Annotated in this window: 15 protein-coding genes; 10 read left to right on the top strand and 5 right to left on the bottom strand. The window is 55.8% G+C overall.

Translation table 11 applies throughout. From position 1 onward, the window contains the following. Window positions 1-697, top strand: a 697-nt coding sequence (locus AB7D48_RS16770; RefSeq protein ID WP_427981557.1) for a transporter, incomplete at its 5' end; no start/stop codon positions are given. A 1102-nt stretch (window positions 698-1799) separates the two neighbouring features. Here the strand turns inward: AB7D48_RS16770 and AB7D48_RS16765 are convergent. Continuing rightward, window positions 1800-4088 (bottom strand): Orn/Lys/Arg decarboxylase N-terminal domain-containing protein, encoded by a 2289-nt coding sequence (locus AB7D48_RS16765; RefSeq protein WP_427981555.1) that lies wholly within the window; start codon window positions 4086-4088, stop codon window positions 1800-1802. 121 nt (window positions 4089-4209) lie between these two features. Here AB7D48_RS16765 and AB7D48_RS16760 point away from each other — a divergent pair, with 121 nt between their 5' ends. Together AB7D48_RS16760 and AB7D48_RS16755 are read left to right on the top strand one after the other, a co-directional pair. Beyond that, window positions 4210-6561 (top strand): Orn/Lys/Arg decarboxylase N-terminal domain-containing protein, encoded by a 2352-nt coding sequence (locus AB7D48_RS16760; protein ID WP_427981553.1) that lies wholly within the window; start codon window positions 4210-4212, stop codon window positions 6559-6561. 4 nt (window positions 6562-6565) lie between these two features. Then, window positions 6566-7984, top strand: a complete 1419-nt coding sequence (locus AB7D48_RS16755; RefSeq protein WP_427981551.1) for an amino acid permease — start codon at window positions 6566-6568, stop codon at window positions 7982-7984. A 263-nt stretch (window positions 7985-8247) separates the two neighbouring features. Here AB7D48_RS16755 and AB7D48_RS16750 read toward each other — a convergent pair whose 3' ends face one another. After that, window positions 8248-9363 carry a hypothetical protein gene (locus tag AB7D48_RS16750; RefSeq protein WP_427981548.1) on the bottom strand — a complete coding sequence of 372 codons (1116 nt, stop codon included), beginning with the start codon at window positions 9361-9363 and terminating at the stop codon, window positions 8248-8250. 130 nt (window positions 9364-9493) lie between these two features. On the opposite strand from AB7D48_RS16750, the gene AB7D48_RS16745 reads away from it, so the two are divergent. The 5 genes from AB7D48_RS16745 to AB7D48_RS16725 all read left to right on the top strand — a co-directional run bounded on the left by AB7D48_RS16745 (window position 9494) and on the right by AB7D48_RS16725 (window position 14711). Beyond that, window positions 9494-9625, top strand: coding sequence for a hypothetical protein (locus tag AB7D48_RS16745; RefSeq protein WP_427981546.1), 132 nt, complete (start codon window positions 9494-9496; stop codon window positions 9623-9625). Window positions 9626-9855: 230 nt separating this feature from the next. Beyond that, the gene (locus AB7D48_RS16740) at window positions 9856-11352 is read left to right on the top strand and encodes a basic amino acid/polyamine antiporter (RefSeq protein WP_427981544.1); all 1497 of its coding nucleotides are present in this window, start codon (window positions 9856-9858) and stop codon (window positions 11350-11352) included. A 211-nt stretch (window positions 11353-11563) separates the two neighbouring features. After that, window positions 11564-12796: an arginine deiminase gene (locus AB7D48_RS16735; protein ID WP_427981541.1), complete on the top strand. Its 1233-nt coding sequence runs from the start codon at window positions 11564-11566 to the stop codon at window positions 12794-12796. Between the two features lie 12 nt (window positions 12797-12808). Continuing rightward, complete coding sequence (argF, locus tag AB7D48_RS16730) at window positions 12809-13804, top strand: ornithine carbamoyltransferase (RefSeq protein ID WP_427981538.1); 996 nt, start codon at window positions 12809-12811, stop codon at window positions 13802-13804. A gap of 1 nt (window position 13805) precedes the next feature. Continuing rightward, window positions 13806-14711 carry a carbamate kinase gene (locus AB7D48_RS16725; RefSeq protein ID WP_427981535.1) on the top strand — a complete coding sequence of 302 codons (906 nt, stop codon included), beginning with the start codon at window positions 13806-13808 and terminating at the stop codon, window positions 14709-14711. 202 nt (window positions 14712-14913) lie between these two features. Here AB7D48_RS16725 and AB7D48_RS16720 read toward each other — a convergent pair whose 3' ends face one another. Continuing rightward, window positions 14914-15066 (bottom strand): hypothetical protein, encoded by a 153-nt coding sequence (locus AB7D48_RS16720; RefSeq protein WP_427981533.1) that lies wholly within the window; start codon window positions 15064-15066, stop codon window positions 14914-14916. Window positions 15067-15084: 18 nt separating this feature from the next. Here AB7D48_RS16720 and AB7D48_RS16715 point away from each other — a divergent pair, with 18 nt between their 5' ends. Beyond that, a complete protein-coding gene (locus AB7D48_RS16715; protein ID WP_427981531.1) occupies window positions 15085-15402 on the top strand; it encodes a transporter in 318 nt (105 codons plus the stop codon). A 163-nt stretch (window positions 15403-15565) separates the two neighbouring features. Here the strand turns inward: AB7D48_RS16715 and AB7D48_RS16710 are convergent, their stop codons facing one another. After that, window positions 15566-16489 carry a catechol 2,3-dioxygenase gene (locus AB7D48_RS16710; protein ID WP_427981528.1) on the bottom strand — a complete coding sequence of 308 codons (924 nt, stop codon included), beginning with the start codon at window positions 16487-16489 and terminating at the stop codon, window positions 15566-15568. Window positions 16490-16841: 352 nt separating this feature from the next. Further along, window positions 16842-17768 carry a LysR family transcriptional regulator gene (locus AB7D48_RS16705; RefSeq protein WP_427981526.1) on the bottom strand — a complete coding sequence of 309 codons (927 nt, stop codon included), beginning with the start codon at window positions 17766-17768 and terminating at the stop codon, window positions 16842-16844. A 294-nt stretch (window positions 17769-18062) separates the two neighbouring features. On the opposite strand from AB7D48_RS16705, the gene AB7D48_RS16700 reads away from it, so the two are divergent. Continuing rightward, on the top strand, window positions 18063-18419 hold a 357-nt coding region (locus AB7D48_RS16700; RefSeq protein WP_427981523.1), incomplete at its 3' end, for a 2-keto-4-pentenoate hydratase.

Raw genomic sequence — 18419 nt, 5'->3', positions numbered from 1 at the left:
AGCCGTCAGGGCAGCTTGCTCAGCATCATCCAACATGACAGCAACCGCACGACCCTTCGACATCCTAGCCTCCCCAAGTTTAAGGTTTAGCCAGAATGTAGACTACTTTCCGATCAGAACACTAGGTACATATAACACCATTGTTATTCCGTACATGCTATCATGGAGCCTGCCCCTTCGGTCTGTTCCAGGCAACGTTTATGTGCGCAATAGCCTAACGATTTTGATTCCTGATGCATCAACCACAATGTCAGACTTATATGACGGACGCTTGACGAATGGTGGCGTACCTTCAGGCAGTGCTTTCGCGACTTTTGAGCCAAATGTTGGAATTAGTTGGTTGTATAATGGTTGGGATATCAGTATCGGAACGGGATTTGCTGTGAATACTAGTCATCATTATAGCGGCAATACGTATCATTCCGCCTCTGAGTTCTCGGCGGATTATACACTAACTAAGACTATTAATCGATTTACAATTGGCCTAGGCGGCAGCCAGCAAAATCAAGTGTCAAACGATACGATCAACGGTGCCGCCGTTCTGCAGAGCAAAGTCGCAAATTACAGTATTGGCCCTATCGTTGGTTATCGGTTTCGAAACGGCATAGATCTAACCGCATTCTGGAACCACAGCTTGGCCACAAGGAATGATGTTGGCGGAGATTTCTTTGATATACGATTGGTAACAGCTTTCTAAATTCACCACGATGTAAACACAAACCAGGTTTTACTTGGCGTAGGCATCTATGCTGATTTACAGCGGCTCTTGTCGGTGGTTGTGACGACGGTGTCGGTCAGGTTGGACGTTCTTCGGAAAAGTGGAGGGGTCCTAATGGCACAGAGGGTCTGTCCACTCATCGCTTGGTTTGACAATGAAATTTATGCTTTCCCATTTTCAGGTCGGAAATCAAGTTACGCAATGGGTCAAGCCTCAGTTTGGATTCCGTTGAGCGATGTTATTTATTGTAGTTGCAGATTTTTGCGCAAATGTTGTATGAAAAATAAGTGGGCTAAGCAATGCAGAAAGTGGGCTCGTTAGCTCGCCAAGCTTCAAGAATAGCGGTGACAACTGTACCGACCCTCTGCAAGACCCACGGAGACTGTGAAAGGAGAAATTAGCCTTTTATTTCAAGGGCGTCGCCCGGTAGCTCGTCAGGCTCATAACCTGAAGGTCATAGGTTCAAATCCTATCCCCGCAACCATTACATAAGCCATTGATATATAAAACATATATCGATGGCTTTACCACCTAAAATCCCGCTCTCGAAAACCACTTGTGGAAGCACAGTGGAAGCGCCAGCCGGAAAGCCATAGCGTGGAATCGACGGGAAAAGATAAGGAATTTGTAATCAGAGTCGTTTCCGTCGCCGATATCTACGCGACTACGCGTCCTTCTGTTGGTTTAGCATGACCAAGGGCGAGCCGACGGGGCCAATGGAATACTCCCCAGGCTCCACGGGGCATGTACCCCATCGGGGTTTGGCTTCGACATCGACATGCCAGTGCGGGATCACAGTAACTGGTGTGAGTCCCCCATCTCGTGGCGCAGTTTGATTTGCTTGAATTGTCCTCCTGAATTTTGGAGGTGATATTGTGGATAGTGACGGTCCTAACACCAGACATCAGCACGGCGCTTCGGGCGCGTCTGGGAAGCCGTTCTCGTGCATCAGCCGCTCTCAATCCGGCGCAGGCCTCAGATCGAGGCTTCTCCGAACACATCACGCCGAACGCGACGCGTGCCACGCCTCAAAAATTAGCGCCGGGAAATTTCCCGGCGCCTTTCTGTTTCCTAACGAGTTTCAGAAATGCAACCCGTGATAGTCTCCACCCTCTGCTTCGATACCGTGCGTGTCATGCTCGAAACCAGGAAATTGCTGGTCGAAATCCCTCAAGGAAGCAAGGTAGCGCAGCACCGGCCCATCTGCGGCACCCAGCGCCTCACCCGGCATAAGCAAGGGAATACCTGGCGGATAGGGTACGATGGCGGTGGCCGCGACACCTGCCTCCAGGCCAGCCAAAGCCGTGCGAGTAGCCTCTCCGCGCACCAGCCGGTCATAAGCGGCGGCGGGCGTGTAGGTGGCGTGCGGTGTCACAGTGTACGCCGTCTCCAGTAATTGCGGCATCTGCCCCGACCGCATGGCTTCGAACATCGCTTGCGCAAGATCTTTCAACCCGCGCGTGGCATAGGCGGCAGCATGGCTGGCGGCCAGCGCCGGCATTACGCGGATGAGGGGCGCATTGGCCTCGTAATCGCGCTTGAAATCCATCAGCGCGTTAACCAGCGAGCCCCATTTGCCCTTCGTCACGCCAATGGAGAACAGGAATAGGATGGAGAAATTCGCGGTCTTCTCCACCACAATTCCGTGCTCCGCCAGATATGCGGAGAGCAGCGGAGCAGGAATACCTGTCTGCGCCAGCCTGCCCGAGACATCGGTGCCCGGCGTGACCACCGTCACCTTGATCGGGTCCAGCATGCAATAACCCGGCTCCAACTCGGCGAAGCCATGCCAGGAGGCCCCGAGTTCCAGCAGCCAGCATTCCGGGCTTTCGGCCAGAAGCGCCGCCGGGGCGTTTTCAAAGCGCAGCGTGCGGGTACCATCGCGCACCTGTTCCGGCTGCCAAGCGGAGAAGAACCAGTCCCCGCGCGCGGCAAATTGCGCGTGCAGCCGCGCCATCATCTGTCGGAAGGAGATGGCTTCGGCAATCGCCTCACCGGTGAGCAACCTGCCGCCTGCACCATCCATCATCGCGGCGCTTACATCGTTAGAGGCGATGATCGCATATTGCGGTGAGGTTGAGGCATGCATCATGAACGCCTCATTGAAGCAGGTAGGCTCCACCTTAACCCGCCCCTCGCGCAGATGAATCATTGAGGCCTGGGAAAGTGCCGCCAGCAGCTTATGAGTCGATTGCGTGGCAAACACGGTTGGGCCGGTGCGCGCATATTCCCCGAGCGCACCCCGCATGGCATGGCGGCCGCGATAGATCGGGTTGAAGCGTGCATAAGCAAACCAAGCCTCGTCGAACAGCACCCGGTCGACCGACTGACCGAGTAATTCCTCCACCCGGGCGGCATTGTAACACAGCCCGTCATAGGTGGAGTTGGTCACGATGGCCAAGGCAGGCTTGTCCTTGCTGCCGTTGGCGAGCGGCGCATCCGCGATGCCGCGTGCGATGGTTTCGGGCGCGAAGGCTTTCGGTGGAATCGGGCCAATGAGCCCGAGATGATTGCGCTGCGGCATCATGTAGACCGGCACGGCACCCGTGAGGCTGAGGCCATGTTCCACGGATTTATGACAATTGCGGTCTGCCAGCACGGTCTGCCCGCGTGCCACAGTACCCATCATCACAACCCGGTTGGAGGTGGAGGTGCCGTTGGTCACGTAATAGGTTCTGTCAGCGCCAAACACATGCGCGGCATATTTCTCACCCTCGCCGATCGGCCCGGAATGGTCGAGCAGTGAACCCAGCTCACCAACGGAGATGGAAAGGTCGGAGCGCAGCAGCGCTTCGCCAAAGTAATCATGGAACATCCGCCCCACTGGCGAGCGTAAAAACGCCGTACCGCCGGTATGACCCGGCGTATGCCAGGAATATTCTGCTTCCCGAGCGAATTTGATCAAGGCGCCGAACATCGGCGGAAGCAATTCCGCGCGGTAACGCTGAACCGCCGCGACGACGCGTTCACTAATGAACTCCATCGTATCTTCCAGAAGCCAGATGAATTCATCCACCTCCGCCATTACCTCGGCAGGTACATGGGCCGCATCGTTGCGCTCGGCCAGTAGAAATACCGGTAGCGCGGCGTTGCGGGCGCGGACATCCTTCAATAGATCTCCCGCATGCCGGTGGCCACTATCTGCTTGTAAATCCCAATCTAAAATAACGGCCTGGAGATGCGGGTCAGAATCGATCACGGCCTGCCCATCCTCGACGCTGGCGGAGAGGATTGCCTCCACCTCGTGATCTTCCAAATCCTGGATCAATGTCCGCGCTGCACGCCCCGCCGCGCTATCCTGGTGCGGTTTGTCACTGACCACCAGCACGCACATGCCGAGTTGTTCAGGTTTCCGGCTTTTCATGTCCATTGGCTAATCCCCTCTTAAGGGGGGCGAGTTTGGCACAATTCATTCTTCCGCAAGTTGATACTGGTCAATGCCAGGCGGATTTACGTGACTATACTCCCGCTACCGGAAAGGGAGATGCCCAATGCGTTTCGAAACAATGTTCCGTTTTTTGCTCGCCGTGGAAACGGCTGAGACGAGCGAAACCGAGAAACGGCATTTAGAAGGGATCGTTGAAGCCATCGCAACGCGGGATATCAACATCACGCGTGCTGCTGATCTAACGGATGCCCTTGAGGCGGTAACGGCCGATGCCGCCATAGGCTGCATTCTGGTCGAGTGGGGCGCCAGCGAGGGGTTCGGCGATGTTGCGGCGTTCATCGGCCAGGTACGTGGGCGGGGGCTGGAGATGCCGATTTTCCTGTTTGCGCAGCGGCATCAATTTCAGGATATTGGCGCCGATGTGCTGCGCCATGTTTCAGGCTACATATTCGCGGGTGAGGACACGCCGGATTTTATCGCGCGGAATTTGGTTGACCATCTCGCGCGCTATGCGGACAGCCTGAAAACCCCCTTTTTCGGCGCCATGGTGGACTATGCCGAGCAAGGCAACCAGCTTTGGACGTGCCCCGGCCATAATGGCGGCGTGTTCTACCGCAAAAGTCCCATTGGCCATGCTTTCGTCGAGCATCTGGGTGAGGCGGTGTTCCGCAACGATCTCGATAATTCCGTCATCGAACTTGGCGACCTGCTGGTGCATGAGGGCCCTGCGCGGCAGGCGGAAATCGCGGCGGCGGAAATCTTCGGCGCGGAACGCACCTATTTCGTGCTCAACGGCACCTCGACCTCCAACAAGATCGCGCTGTCCGCCATCATCGCGCCGGGCGATCTCGTGCTGTTCGACCGCAACAACCACAAGGCCGCCGTGCATGGGGCGCTGCTGTTCGGCGGCGGCCTGCCCATCCACCTCCCCACCACGCGCAACGCGCAGGGGCTCATCGGCCCTATTGCCTGGGAGGCTTTGGATGAAGCCTCCATCCGGGAGGCCATCCGCAAGAGTCCATTGGTCACCGACAAATCCATCGCCGATAAGCAGCGCCCCTTCCGGGCCAGCGTGCTAGAACAATGCACCTATGACGGCACCATCTACAGCGCGGAGATGATCCTGGAAAAACTCGGGCCGCTCTGTGATTATATCCTGTTCGACGAGGCTTGGGCCGGGTTCATGAAATTCCATCCTTTGTTCGAAGGGTGTTACGCGATGGGGTTGGAGGTGAAGCCGGGGGATCCTGGTATTATCGCCACGCAATCCACCCATAAGCAGCTTGCCGGCTTTTCGCAGGCCTCGCAGATTCATGTGAAGGATTTCCACGTGCAAGGCAAGGCGCGTGTGGAGCAACGGCGCTTCAACGAGCTTTACATGCTGCATTATTCCACCTCGCCATTTTATCCGCTGTTCGCCTCGCTCGATGTCGGCGCGCAGATGATGAAGGGCCGCTCCGGCGAGGTGCTATGGGACGATACGATTCGGCTCGGCATTGAAATCCGCAAGATGCTGCGCTCTTTGGGCAAGGATTTTGCCGCCCGCGCGCAGAATGGGGATGAGGCCTGGTTCTTCGATCCGTTCGTGCCGGACATGTTTGAAGGCCAGCCCTGGGAGACCGTTTCCACCGATGTTCTCTCCAGCCGCCCCGAGGCGTGGGCGCTGGCGCCGGACGCGGTCTGGCACGGCTTTCCTGGCATGGTGCCTGGATATGCGATGACGGACCCCAACAAGCTCACCTTGCTGACGCCAGGCTTTAACCGCCAGACTGGCGCTTATGCGGAGCGTGGCGTACCCGCGCCCGTATTGGCGGAGTTTCTGCGCGAACGCCGTATTGTGCCGGAAAAGAATGACTTCAATTCCATTCTGTTTCTGCTGACGCCGGGGCTGGAGGCGAGCAAGGCGGGTACATTGCTCGCGGCGCTGACCGCCTTCAAGGAGATGCACGACAGCAACGCGCCGCTGGCGGCGGCGATGCCTGATTTTGCGGTGCGGCACGCGGACGCCTATGCCGGTGTGGGCTTACGTGATCTTTGCGCCAGGCTGCATGATTTTTATCGCCGCCATCAGGCCAGCCGCCTGCAGGCGGAGTTGTTCCAGAAAAATCATCTGCCGGAACAGATTATGCCTCCGCGCCAAGCCTGGGAAGACCTGATGCATAACAGAGTGGAGTATTTGCCTCTGGCACAGCTCAGCGGACGCGTTTCCGCCACGGTGGCATTGGTTTATCCGCCCGGTATAGGACTTGTTCTGCCAGGCGAGCGCTATGGCGGCGCGAATTCTCCGCTACTGGCTTATCTGCGGATGGTGGAGGAGGGCTACAATCTCTTTCCCGGTTTCGAGGCGGAAATTCAGGGTATCTATCGTGAGACCATGGAGGATGGCCAAGTATGCTTGTTCAGCTACGTCGTTGATGAACAAGCGGCGAACAGCTCGGAAATTTTAGCCAGCTAGGCCCATGGCAAGCTCCCAGCTCGGCCACGCGGCAAAGACGGAGAATGCCGGGCGCATCCCGGAAAATCCCGAGACGGCGAAGGCACGCGGGCAGCCGGCTGGCATGGGCCTTGTTTCATGCACGGCGCTCGTCATTGGCAACATGATCGGTTCAGGCGTGTTCCTGCTGCCTTCGGCTCTTGCGGGCTATGGGGTACTGGCCGTGGCCGGCTGGGGGCTTTCGACGGCCGGCTCCCTGTTGCTGGCGATCATGTTCGCCAGGCTCGCGGGTGTGCTGCCGGCCGCGGGCGGGCCTTATGCTTATACACGGGTGGCCTTCGGCGAGTTCGCAGGCTTTCTTGCCGCTTGGTGCTACTGGAAGGCGGCCTGGATCGGCAATGCGGCAATCTCGCTTTCTCTCGTTGGCTATCTCAGTGTTTTCTTCCCGCCGCTGGCGGCTCCGGGCATTGACGTAACGGCGGCGATCATCGCCGTCTGGATCTGCACATTCATAAATATTTCCGGCCTCAGGCTCTTCAATGCTTTCAACGTGCCGCTGACTCTTCTGAAGGTCATCCCGCTCGCGGCAATTGCGATCCTTGGATGGCGGTATTTTAACCCCGCCAATCTCACTTATCCCAAGTTTGGTCTCTCGATTCCCGAAACAAATCCTTTCGCGGCGGTTGCAACCGCCGCCACCCTGACCATGTGGTCCTTCATCGGGCTGGAGTCGGCGACGGTGCCTGCGGAAAATGTGCGGGACGCGCGCCGGACGATCCCGCGTGCGACGCTCCTCGGCACGGGCTTTACCGCCGTTATCTATGTTCTGTCCGTTACTGCCGTGCAGGGCATGATTCCGGCAGGCGCGCTCGCTCATTCGGCGGCTCCCTTCGCGGACGCGGCGATCCGCATGGTGGGAGCCTGGGGCGGGTATGCCATCGCGGCCGGGGCCGTGGTTGCCACATTCGGCGCACTGTGCGGCTGGGTTCTTATGCAAGGCCAGATTCCCTGGGCGGCGGCACGCGATGGTTTGCTGCCGGAATTCCTGGGCAGTTTGAATAGCCGGGGCGTTCCCGCCGCGGGTCTGCTTATTTCCAGCATGCTGGTGACATTGCTGTTACTGACGGAGGGCCATGGCGCCCTGGCCGATATTTTTCGCGTCATCATTCTGGTTGGAACCATGACGACATTGGTGCCCTACGCCCTGTGTGCCGCTGCGGTGCTGCAATTACTTGTCGACCGGCCAGGTCTTTTTGCCGCCAAGACAGCTGCGGGAATGGCTTTCATCGGCTTGGCCGGTTTCATCTATTCAGTGTGGGAACTCTATGGTGCCGGCGAGGCGGCAGTTTTTTGGGGATTTCTGGTTACCATTGGCGGCGTCCCGTTCTATACATGGCGCAAGTGGCGAAGCCGCGTTGGTGCCTCAAAAAGATCAGCAGGTTAGCCTCTTATTTCCGTTAATAGGCTGCAAATCAGGCTGGCTTGGTCACACTGGCCTGGCTTATTCCTTGGTGTCTGACCTAGATGGTAGAGATGTACTGTCCAATAGATTTGACTTCGTACAATGGCTTCATGCGCATGCATGTTGCTAGTTTAGGCGCTACCGATATGCCTGTTTGTGATATTTCGAAATAGAATCAAAATAGCATGAAGTGATCATGGAACGAGTGTTTGCCGCTAGGAGATATCGCCAAGGATATTTCGGCATTACTTTTGCAAGAATGGAAGTACCAATTCCATTGCAATTAGAATCACTACCAAAATTTCTAGAAGCTCACCACGTGCGCTTGAAGCCTCCGCATGCAAAGCAGAATATGTCTCGCGTAGGATCGAAAGTTTTCGATCAACAGCCGCGTTGATAGTATGAACTCGGAAGAGATCCAACGCTCCAGCGTAGACGCGAGCCAAATAAACGTCACCAGTAGCCTGCAAGGCATTATCGAGTTTTTCTGAAAATTCGGTCACTTCCGCGACCAGTGTGTACAAGCGGCGAGCCAAAGTGGAAAAGCGACGCGGAGCGACGAAGAGATTTGTCCGCCGGACATCATTAATTAAGTCATACATCTGGGGTAATTCGGCGTCCAGGAGCTCGTCAAAATAACGAGTCTTCAAGAGCCGGGCGTTTGCAACTTCTAAAACATCTATTACGTCTGTGTCGCCGCGCGGCTCACAGATGAAAGCACGAGCCCATGTCAGTAACACGAGATCATCTGCGTAATAGGAGAAATGCTGCCGCATCAGGTCTTGCCGCGTGCTTTCTGAGAGTTGGCGCTGTTCGCCAGAGAGCAACGCCGCCAGGTCCACATTTGCAAGTAATGCGCCTGCCTCAAATTCGTCGTTGAAGGTACGGACCAAGCCTATTAGGTAATCCTCTTCGAGCGGCAAGTTAACTGGACGTGTCAGTGCTGGCCTTAGTAGATCTTGCGTTTTCTGTAGAAAATCATACCAGAAGTTAGTGTTGGATGACTGACCGATCGCTCGATCTACTATGTTTAGTTGGGCTACAAAATGCATCCAATCCACTTCTCTGATAGGCACATGTACCGCAAAGGAGATCGTGCCAAAGTCATAGATACGCGCCGTTACCTTCGCGGCAATGCTCTCATTCTCTAATTGCAATATAATTGGACCAAGAGGCAGCGCCACGGGAGGTACGCCAAATGTCATTGCTTTGGGCTGCGCCGCATTTAGCCAACCCCTTCGGGCGGAGCCTGTCTGACTGGTCCATAGGGTCTCTACCTGCTTGAGGTCGATTTCATGGGCAACGCCAAAGAGCCGGTACGCAATGATCTCGCCATCGCGGATGACTAGGTCATGTTGCATCAGAGCTTCCAGAATAATAACGATGTCTGCAGCGAAGCTCTATTCGCATCGTTGTGTCAATAGCATTGCCTGGAAAGCTGATATCGAAGGGAATCTCGTATTCCAAAAGTGAGCCAGAAACTTCAACCCCATGATGGCAACAGCGGGTAAGATCATCCTCGTCGGAGTCGAACATCTGGTCAAACTTGGTGAACTCAATCCTGATCAAATTCATACACCCGGCATTTTGTTAATCGTATTGTGCACCTTTCATCTGTCGTAAAAGGGATTGAGAAGGTGACGACTTGGCGCTCCTGGGGGCAATGTAGGTTGTGGAAAGAGGTGGGTATGCTGTCTAAGTGGAAGTCTGGAAAAATAAAAACCAGAAGGGAACCGCTCCAAAATCATCCTGAGCTGCCTCTGTACGGGCAATGATGCGAATTTGACGCAAATCATGGCGTCCCGTCCCGGGTTCTGTACCTTTAAAGATATTTTTAAAACGGAGTGTCTAAGATGGATGAGACAAGCCCTGTACGGGCCGCTAAATCCGCGCCAAACACAGCCAACGTGAAGCCTCCGTCCGAGGCTCGGACGGTTGGCCTCTTTAGCCTGCTTGGCATGGTCATTGGATCGATGATTGGAGGTGGTGTATTTAACCTGCCACAAAATATGGCCGTCGGCGCGGGGTTAGGCGCCATTGTCATTGCTTGGATCGTGACCGGTGTGGGCATGTATTTTCTTGCCAACACCTTTCGTACGCTGGCGGATAAAAGGCCGGATCTGACGGCGGGTATCTACACCTATGCGCGCGAGGGGTTCGGACGCTTCGCCGGCTTCAATTCCGCCTGGGGATATTGGCTTAGCGCGGCGTTCGGCAATGTCGGATTTGCCGTGCTGGTCATGCAAACACTCGGTTATTTCTACCCAGGCCTGCTTAGCGGCAAATCCTGGCAAGCCATATTAGGCGGGTCCATCCTTATTTGGGGTATGTATTTTCTTGTCCTGGCTGGGGTGAAAAGCGCCGCGTTTCTCAATGCGGTGGCCACGGCGACAAAGATCATCCCCATCCTCGCGCTGATCGTCATCCTCGCCGTGTTCTTCAATTCCGGGAAATTCTCCTTGGACACCTGGGGCACGCATGCGCATCTGGGTAGCGTACTGACCCAAGTGAAGAGCACGATGATGGTGACGCTCTGGGTGTTTATCGGCATCGAGGGGGCTGTTGTTGTCTCAGGCCGGGCAAAGCATTCGGAGGATATCGGGCGTTCCACCTTCCTTGGCCTGCTTGTTTGCCTGGTGCTCTACGCGTTGGTTTCCGTGCTTCCGTTCGGGGTGATGACCCAGGCGCAGCTCGCGGCGCTCAACGGTCCTTCCACGGCATATGTGTTGAACACGGTGGTCGGTCATTGGGGCGCGGTGTTCATTATCATCTCCGTGTTGGTGTCCTTGCTGAGCTGCTGGCTGGCCTGGACAATTCTTGTGGCAGAGTTGCCCTTTGAAGGGGCACGGGACGGCGTGTTTCCCAAGGCTTTGGCGAGGGAGAACAGCCGTCATTCGCCGGCTCCTTCCCTGCTGCTCTCCACTCTGGTGATGCAAGCCTCGATGTTTGTGGTGATGTTCGCGAACAATGCCTGGCTGTGGATGGTCGCCATCACCGGCGTGATGATCCTGCCGCCCTATTTCGCCAGCACGGCTTACTTGGCGCGCTATGCCTCCAATTCGGCTTTTGGGGTGGCGCATGGAAGCGAGCATCGGGGCCCTGCCCTTGTCAGCGGCATACTGGGTTCGGTTTATGCGGTGTGGTTGCTTTATGCTGCGGGACCACAATTCGTGCTGCTTTCCACCATTGTCTATGCCATTGGCATTCCGGTCTACTGGTATGCGGCGAAAGAAAGCAGACCCGGTCATCCAGCCTTTACCCGCGCTGAGGCTATCGCGGCGATCTTGCTGCTGATGGCCGCCATCATCTCGCTTATCCTGATCGCCAATGGCACGGTGAGTATCGGTTGAGTTTCTTATTCATGGGTGAGCGGTGCTGGAATAGATTTTCATCGCCGCCGCCGCTCTTTGCTGCCAGCCATTACTTCGATGGAGTACAGCCTGCGCGGCTGTTAAGTGTTGTGCCGTTAATAATTCTATAAAAATCAACGATTTGATTTTGCACAATGCGACAGTTGCATTGCCGTTTTAACCTTATGGCCAGTCACAAGGGAATTTAGCGATGTCAACATCTTTACCGAATCCGGGCGTGTTCTCGGAAGTTGGGAAATTGCGCGAAGTCATGGTGCACAGGCCCGATCTCAGCCTGAGCCGCCTGACCCCCGCGAACTGCCATGAATTGCTGTTTGACGACGTGATCTGGACAAAAAAAGCCAGGCAGGAACATGATGCGTTTGTCGACGCGCTGCGCGAGCGTGATGTGGATGTACTGGAATTTGGTGAAGCATTGGCTGCCACGTTGGCCGATTCTGACGCCCGCTTGTGGCTTCTGGATAAGCGGCTGGGTGCAGCCGAGGCTGGCAGCGCGGATGCCGATCTTCGTGCCTGGCTGGATGAAATGCCAGCCGCCCAGCTTGCAACTTATTTGATTGGCGGCATCGCCCGCGCGGAATTGCCGTTTCTGCCGCATACACTTTACGGGCTGACCCGCGAAGCACATGAATTCATCCTGCCGCCTTTGCCCAACCAGCTTTTTACCCGTGATACGAGCTGCTGGGTTGAAACCGGCGTGTTCGTGAATCCGATGCATTGGCCCGCCCGCCAGCAGGAAGCGGCGAATGTTGCCGCCGTCTATAAATTCCATCCGCGCTTCAAGGGCAGTTCGTTCGATTTCTGGTTCAGTGCACCGGAAGAGGAACACGGGGTTATCAGCCTGGAAGGTGGCGACGTGATGCCGCTTGGCAATGGCATTGTGCTGGTTGGCATGGGCGAGCGTTCCACCCCGCAGGCGGTCTCGCTTTATGCCAAGCGCCTGTTCGCCGCGGGCGCCGCGGAACGCGTGATCGCCGCCTTGATGCCAAGCGACCGTTCCTTCATGCATCTCGATACCGTCTTCACCTTCTGCGACCGTGATCTGGTGACCATTTATCCTGATGTCGTGCACCGGCTGCGGCCTTTCTCCCTCTATCCCGGGGCCAAGAAAGGGGAGCTGAAGATTGTAGAGGAAAAGCGGAGCTTTCTCGAAACCGTGGCGGATACCGCCGGGCTGAAGGCGCTGCGCGTGATCGAAACCGGCGGTGATTCCTACGAAGCCGAACGCGAGCAATGGGATGACGGCAATAATGTCTTCGCGGTCGAGCCCGGCGTTGTCCTGGCTTATGACCGCAATGTCTACACCAACACCAGGCTGCGCCAGCAGGGGGTGGAGGTGATCACCATCGAAGGCGCTGAGCTGGGGCGCGGGCGCGGCGGCTCGCATTGCATGACTTGCCCCATCCGCCGTGACGCACTTTAAGGAGTAAAACGAATGACCAATCTGCGCGGCCGTTCCGTATTGCGGCTGGATGATTTTTCCGAAGCCGAGATTCTCGATCTTCTGCGCCTGGGCGCTGAACTGAAAGCCGCAAAGCGCGGCGGCTACGAGGTGCAGCGCCTGAAAGGCAAAGCTCTGGCCTTGATCTTCGAGAAGGACTCCACCCGCACCCGCTCCGGGTTCGAGGTTGCGGCCTATGACCAGGGCGCGCATGTCACCTATATGGGGCCCAGCGGCAGCCATATCGGCCATAAGGAAAGTGTCAAGGATACGGCACGTGTTTTGGGCCGTATGTATGATGCCATCGAGTTCCGGGGGTTCGCCCAGGCGGATGTGGAAGCGCTGGCACAGTATGCTGGCGTGCCGGTCTATAATGGCCTCACCGATGCCGCGCATCCCACCCAGGTGCTGGCGGATTTCATGACCATGCGGGAATTCTGCGACAAGCCGTTAAAGCAAATCAGCTTCGCCTTCATGGGCGATGGGCAGGATAATGTGGCACTTTCCCTGGCCATGGGGGCGGCCAAGCTGGGCATGAAAATGCGCTTTGGCGCGCCTGAGGCATTATGGCCTCTGGCGGAGGATAAGGCCCGGCTGGATGAGGCCTGTGCCATCAGCGGTGCCGAAATCACCTTCGAGTCCGACCCGAAGAAGGCCGTGCAGGGTGTGGATTTCATCTACACCGATGTTTGGCTGTCGATGGGGGAGGATGACAGCCTCTGGGAGCCCCGTATCAAGCTGCTGCGCCCCTACCAAGTGGATAAGGCGCTGATGAAAACCACCGGCAATGACGCGGTGAAATTCATGCATTGCCTGCCCGCCTTCCATAATACCGAAACGCATGTGGGACAGGATATCCAGAAACGTTTCGGTCTCTCCGCCATGGAGGTGACGGACGAGGTGTTCGAATCCCCCGCTTCCATCGTGTTCGATGAAGCCGAAAACCGTATGCACTCGATCAAGGCGATGCTCGTCGCCACCCTGGCCTGAGATGCGCATTGTCGCGGCATTGGGCGGCAATGCCCTCTTGAAGCGGGGTGAGACGCTGAGTGCCGCCGCCCAGCGTGAGACTGTGGCGCAGGCCGCCGTGCAGCTCGCTTCATTGGTGGCGGCGGGGCATAGCCTCATTGTCACCCACGGTAACGGCCCGCAGGTGGGGCTGCTGGCCCTGCAGGCCGAGGCCGGGCCGCCAGCCTCCGCCCAGCCACTGGATGATCTGGACGCGGAAAGCGAGGGCTGGATTGGCTATGCGCTGGAGCAGGAGCTGGCCAACGCCCTGCCGCCGGGCACGGAGATTGCCACCTTGCTCACGCGGATCGAGGTGAAGTCGGATGACCCGGCCTTCGCCGCCCCCAGCAAACCCATCGGCCCTGTTTATAATGAGGAGACGGCCAAGTGGCTCGCCGCACAGCGCGGCTGGCAGGTGGCGCCGGACGGTCAGTTCTGGCGGCGTGTCGTGGCCTCCCCCGCGCCGGTTGCGGTGCTGAACGAGACCAGCATCATCCGGCTGATGGAGGCGGGCACGCTGGTCATTTGCGCGGGCGGGGGCGGTATTCCGGTACTGCGCGATGCGGCGGGTAAGTGGCGGGGCGCGGAGGCGGTGATTGATAAGGATGCCGCCAGCGCGTTGCTGGCCGCCCGGCTGCACGTTGACTTGTTCATGATGTTGACGGATGTGGAGGCCGTCTACCTTGATTACGGCACATCCGCCCAGCGCCCGTTGCGGCAGGCCCGGCCGGAGGATCTGGCGGGGGGGCAGTTCGCCGCCGGCAGCATGGGGCCGAAAGTGGCTGCCGCCTGCCGCTTTGCCAGCGAGACCGGCCGCCCAGCAGCCATAGGACGGCTGCAGGATGCTGGTGCCATTCTGGCCGGGACGGCGGGCACAAGAATTTGTTGAGCATTGCTAATACTCTTGATGATCGAGGCCATCTCATAGCAGTGGCGGCATAGTGCTGTCCTTTTTTGGGTAGTCTTTGCCAAACTCAAGTAGTTCTGTGCCGTCGCAACGCGTTATGAAAAAACGGCCAGGAACTTCCTAGCGAAGTATACACCTCATAGCCGTCACAATCTGGTTTAAATGATGACTGGTCCTACCTAAATTATTGTCCTGGCATCGCTAACACATAGCGCGCTTCCAGAAGCGTGTTCGAGGGCACCGTCTGCGAGGCTTCCAACTGCTTCTGCGGCGTCCAGGTCAAGCCCGCATTCACATGCCCGCCCAACATAGCCGTCGGCACTCCGGAGGCGGGCATTTAAACAACGAGGCCACAATGCGCAATCAGCAGATCAAACGTTCAATGATATTGCAGTGGCATTTGGCAAGGAGTCTTTCGATGCTCTCTTTGCCATTCCATCGGGCAGTCGAATTGAGTGCTATCCGCACACCTTTTTTACAATACAAATACCGAAGACAGGGCGACGGATTACACGCCGGCGATCAGCTTTTTGTTGATCTCACAGTTTTGCATAATTTCGGAAAATGGTCGGTGGGTCCGGTTGCTTATTACACCATGCAGGTGACGCCGGACAAGAACCAGGGTATACCGACTACGGTGCATCATCGCACCCGGCCTGTTGGTGGGGTATAAGGCTGGCAAGGTGCAACTTGCGGGCTGCTTCACTCAAGATATTGTGGCCAGCCAGGGTGGCGATGTCGGTACGAGAGTCTATTTCCGCGTGATGTTCCCGTTCAGTTGAAACATGCCGTATCTTCTCCTCTTCTTCGGAAGAGAGAGGCGGGTTGCTTTGATGTTAGGTCACTACCGTCAAAAATGCCTCATTTAACTTTCGATCATGATAGAATATGGCGGCTCCCATTTCATCTTCTGTCCAGGTAATTGGCGGTATATCGGGATAGAAAGTATAACCGCCCGCAAAAGTTTCGAAGCGATTCCCAGAGGGATCGAAAGCGTAAATGGTTGCACCGCGTGTAATGCCATGTCGAGTTGGGCCAATATCTACTTTTACTCGATATTTGCCCATGATATCGGCTGCGTTCAGAACATCGTGCCAACTATCGAGATAGAAGGCTGTATGATGCAACGTATTGTCTCGTTCGTCTCGAACAAAAGCGATATCATGCGCTTTGTTGGAGCAGCTTAGCCAAACGGCTGCGGCCGTCCCATCGCCAAGGAGAATTTGTTCAGTGACACTGAAGCCGAGTATCTTTGTAAAGACTTTTACCGAGCCGTCGATATCACCCCCATGTACCTGCCAATGGTCCAGACGGACAGGGCTGATGCCGCGGCGTCCTTCGATGACAACTTCAGGATTTAAATAGCCGCGTGAATTGCCAATATTTGTTTTTTCTGCATAAAGCTCAATGACATGACCACTGGGCACGGTAAAGCGTATACGTTCACCGGTTTCCAGTAGGTCTCCAGCTGGAATATGAGTGGTGGGGATACCGAAGGCACGGAGATCTGAATCTAACTTTTCCAATGTCTGGCGATCAAGAACACGAAATCCGTAGAAGTCCATGCCGGTCTTTTCGGATTGGCGTATAATAAGACTGTGATGATCAACTTCATCGAGGCATTTAAAGTAGACTCGTCCGCTGCTGTCGCGTCCGGTCTCTTCCAATCCCATAATGTCAGTATAGAACTTCACCGAAGCTTCGAGGTCAAGTACGCGCAATTGGGTATGTCCGGGACGCAGTACACCGGTAATAGCCATGGCCGTCGTCTCCCATTGTGCACCGCTGCATTCGGCGACCATTTCCTGGGGCCGTGCTGCTTATGTGCAATTGTTTCTGAAAAATCACGCACTCCCGGACGTGTTGAAGGAGCCAATATCATTATGGAGGAGCAAGGTCCAATACTGTTCTTGACGAAAGATATACGGTAAAGGTATAGTAAAAAACAGATAATAAATTTTGCGTTTTTGAGATGCGTTTCAGCTAGCATGTCACCTGACTAGGAGGCTGGTTCAGCATCAGCCTTACCTACCGAGAGGACAAATATCTGAATTCTCGAAGTAATAGGTCATGCTAAATCTCTATATTATTGTATCTTGTTGAACTCGTAGCTTAAAAAACGCTAGGTGTAGGAATAGGAGGGGTGTCAAATATCCTATGTGTTTGGCCAAGACGCCTGAACTCAGACAGAAACAGCTCAAAATCCTCTGAGTTGTTTCTCTGCCGATGCATCATAATCAGCGGTGTGGTGGCACGAGGGTCCAAGATATCCACATAACGAACGTCGTCGCGCTTCAATAATTTTACCGAGCCAGGCACTACCGTAATCCCCATACCAGCGGCAACCAAACCGATCGCGGTTTGCAGGCCATTGGAATCGATAGTGTGACTGATGGTCAGCCCCCGCATGCGGAAGAGGGAAAGAACCTGGTCAGCGAAACTGGGGCGAGGTTGCGAAGGATAGATGATAATGGATTGGCTTGAAAGCTGTTCCAGCGTAACCTGCTCGGCCGTGAATTTGCCGTCAACCGGGATCACTGCGACCAGAGGCTCTTCCCTGACCAGGATGTTGGTTAAACCATCCTGCGGAACGGTCAGGCGGCCAAACCCGACATCTATGCGCCCTGCCTGCAAGGCCTGAGCTTGTTGCACTGAAGTCAACTCGAAGAGTTGCACGTCGATGGTATCGTGACGCTGCATAAATTCATATAAAACTTTTGGAATATCGCCATACAGAATAGAGGGTACGAAACCCACGCGCAGGTTATGCCGTTTTCCACTGCCAATTTGTTTTGTGATTCGGCGTAACTCATCAAGCTCTGACAATATTTGAATGGCTTTATCGTAAAAATATTTGCCGGCAAGGGTTAGCCTTAACGGGCGCTTGGAGCGGTCAATCAATAGAACTCCCAACTCTTCCTCGAGCTGCTGGACTTGGCGCGTTAAAGGGGGTTGGGCAATGTTCAATTGCTCGGCGGCGCGACTAAAGCTGAGGGTGCTACCAAGCGCCTCGAAATAGCGGAGTTGCCTGAGTTCCATCTGTTTCCCGATCTTGATCTTAAGTACTTACCCTGTGCCGTGACGCGGCGGCGAAAACTCGCATAGAAAGGCCTCACAACACAATATATGGATAACACAAGATGCTTTATACCAAAAACGTATATTAATAAATTCAATCAGTATTGGACGCCGGCCGAGCGGCGTGGCCATTGTTCCGGAGGTTGCAAGGACAAACAAAATTTCGGGGGAAGGAGCCAACGCCGTGAGTTCGATGTCGCAGGCTGTTTGCCCCGATGTTTGGCTGCTTGCGTGTCACAGGCGAACGAAGGGCAAATGACGAGCGTGACAGACAAAGAAGCAATCGGCAAGGCCGCGGATATTTTGCACGAGGCTGCACGGTCCGGCGTGCCGGTCGCGCCGATCCGCACATTGTTGCCGGAAGGCGACGTTGAAGCCGCCTACCAAGTGCAGGCGGTGAACACCGAGCGCGCACTGAAAGCCGGGCGGCGTCTTGTGGGTCGCAAGATCGGACTGACCTCATTGGCGGTGCAGAAGCAGCTTGGGGTGAATCAACCCGATTACGGCATGCTGTTCGCCGACATGGCGCGCGGCGACGCCGAGGAAATCGCGCTCTCCGACGTGTTGCAGCCGAAGGTGGAGGCGGAGATCGCCTTCATCCTGGGCCGTGAC

The organism is Acidocella sp., assembly GCF_050253495.1.
Taxonomy (GTDB): Bacteria; Pseudomonadota; Alphaproteobacteria; order Acetobacterales; family Acetobacteraceae; genus Acidocella.
The sequence above is the reverse complement of the archived record's forward strand: the minus strand, read 5'-3'. Positions and strand labels throughout refer to the sequence as shown.

Bases quoted from the DNA above. Each gene is read 5' to 3' on its own strand.
- AB7D48_RS16765 (WP_427981555.1), bottom strand. From the start codon at position 4,088: ATGGACATGAAAAGCCGGAAACCTGAACAACTCGGCATGTGCGTGCTG.
- AB7D48_RS16760 (WP_427981553.1), top strand. From the start codon at position 4,210: ATGCGTTTCGAAACAATGTTCCGTTTTTTGCTCGCCGTGGAAACGGCT.
- AB7D48_RS16755 (WP_427981551.1), top strand. From the start codon at position 6,566: ATGGCAAGCTCCCAGCTCGGCCACGCGGCAAAGACGGAGAATGCCGGG.
- AB7D48_RS16750 (WP_427981548.1), bottom strand. From the start codon at position 9,363: ATGCAACATGACCTAGTCATCCGCGATGGCGAGATCATTGCGTACCGG.
- AB7D48_RS16745 (WP_427981546.1), top strand. From the start codon at position 9,494: ATGATGGCAACAGCGGGTAAGATCATCCTCGTCGGAGTCGAACATCTG.
- AB7D48_RS16740 (WP_427981544.1), top strand. From the start codon at position 9,856: ATGGATGAGACAAGCCCTGTACGGGCCGCTAAATCCGCGCCAAACACA.
- AB7D48_RS16735 (WP_427981541.1), top strand. From the start codon at position 11,564: ATGTCAACATCTTTACCGAATCCGGGCGTGTTCTCGGAAGTTGGGAAA.
- argF (WP_427981538.1), top strand. From the start codon at position 12,809: ATGACCAATCTGCGCGGCCGTTCCGTATTGCGGCTGGATGATTTTTCC.
- AB7D48_RS16725 (WP_427981535.1), top strand. From the start codon at position 13,806: ATGCGCATTGTCGCGGCATTGGGCGGCAATGCCCTCTTGAAGCGGGGT.
- AB7D48_RS16720 (WP_427981533.1), bottom strand. From the start codon at position 15,066: ATGCCCGCCTCCGGAGTGCCGACGGCTATGTTGGGCGGGCATGTGAAT.
- AB7D48_RS16715 (WP_427981531.1), top strand. From the start codon at position 15,085: ATGCGCAATCAGCAGATCAAACGTTCAATGATATTGCAGTGGCATTTG.
- AB7D48_RS16710 (WP_427981528.1), bottom strand. From the start codon at position 16,489: ATGGCTATTACCGGTGTACTGCGTCCCGGACATACCCAATTGCGCGTA.
- AB7D48_RS16705 (WP_427981526.1), bottom strand. From the start codon at position 17,768: ATGGAACTCAGGCAACTCCGCTATTTCGAGGCGCTTGGTAGCACCCTC.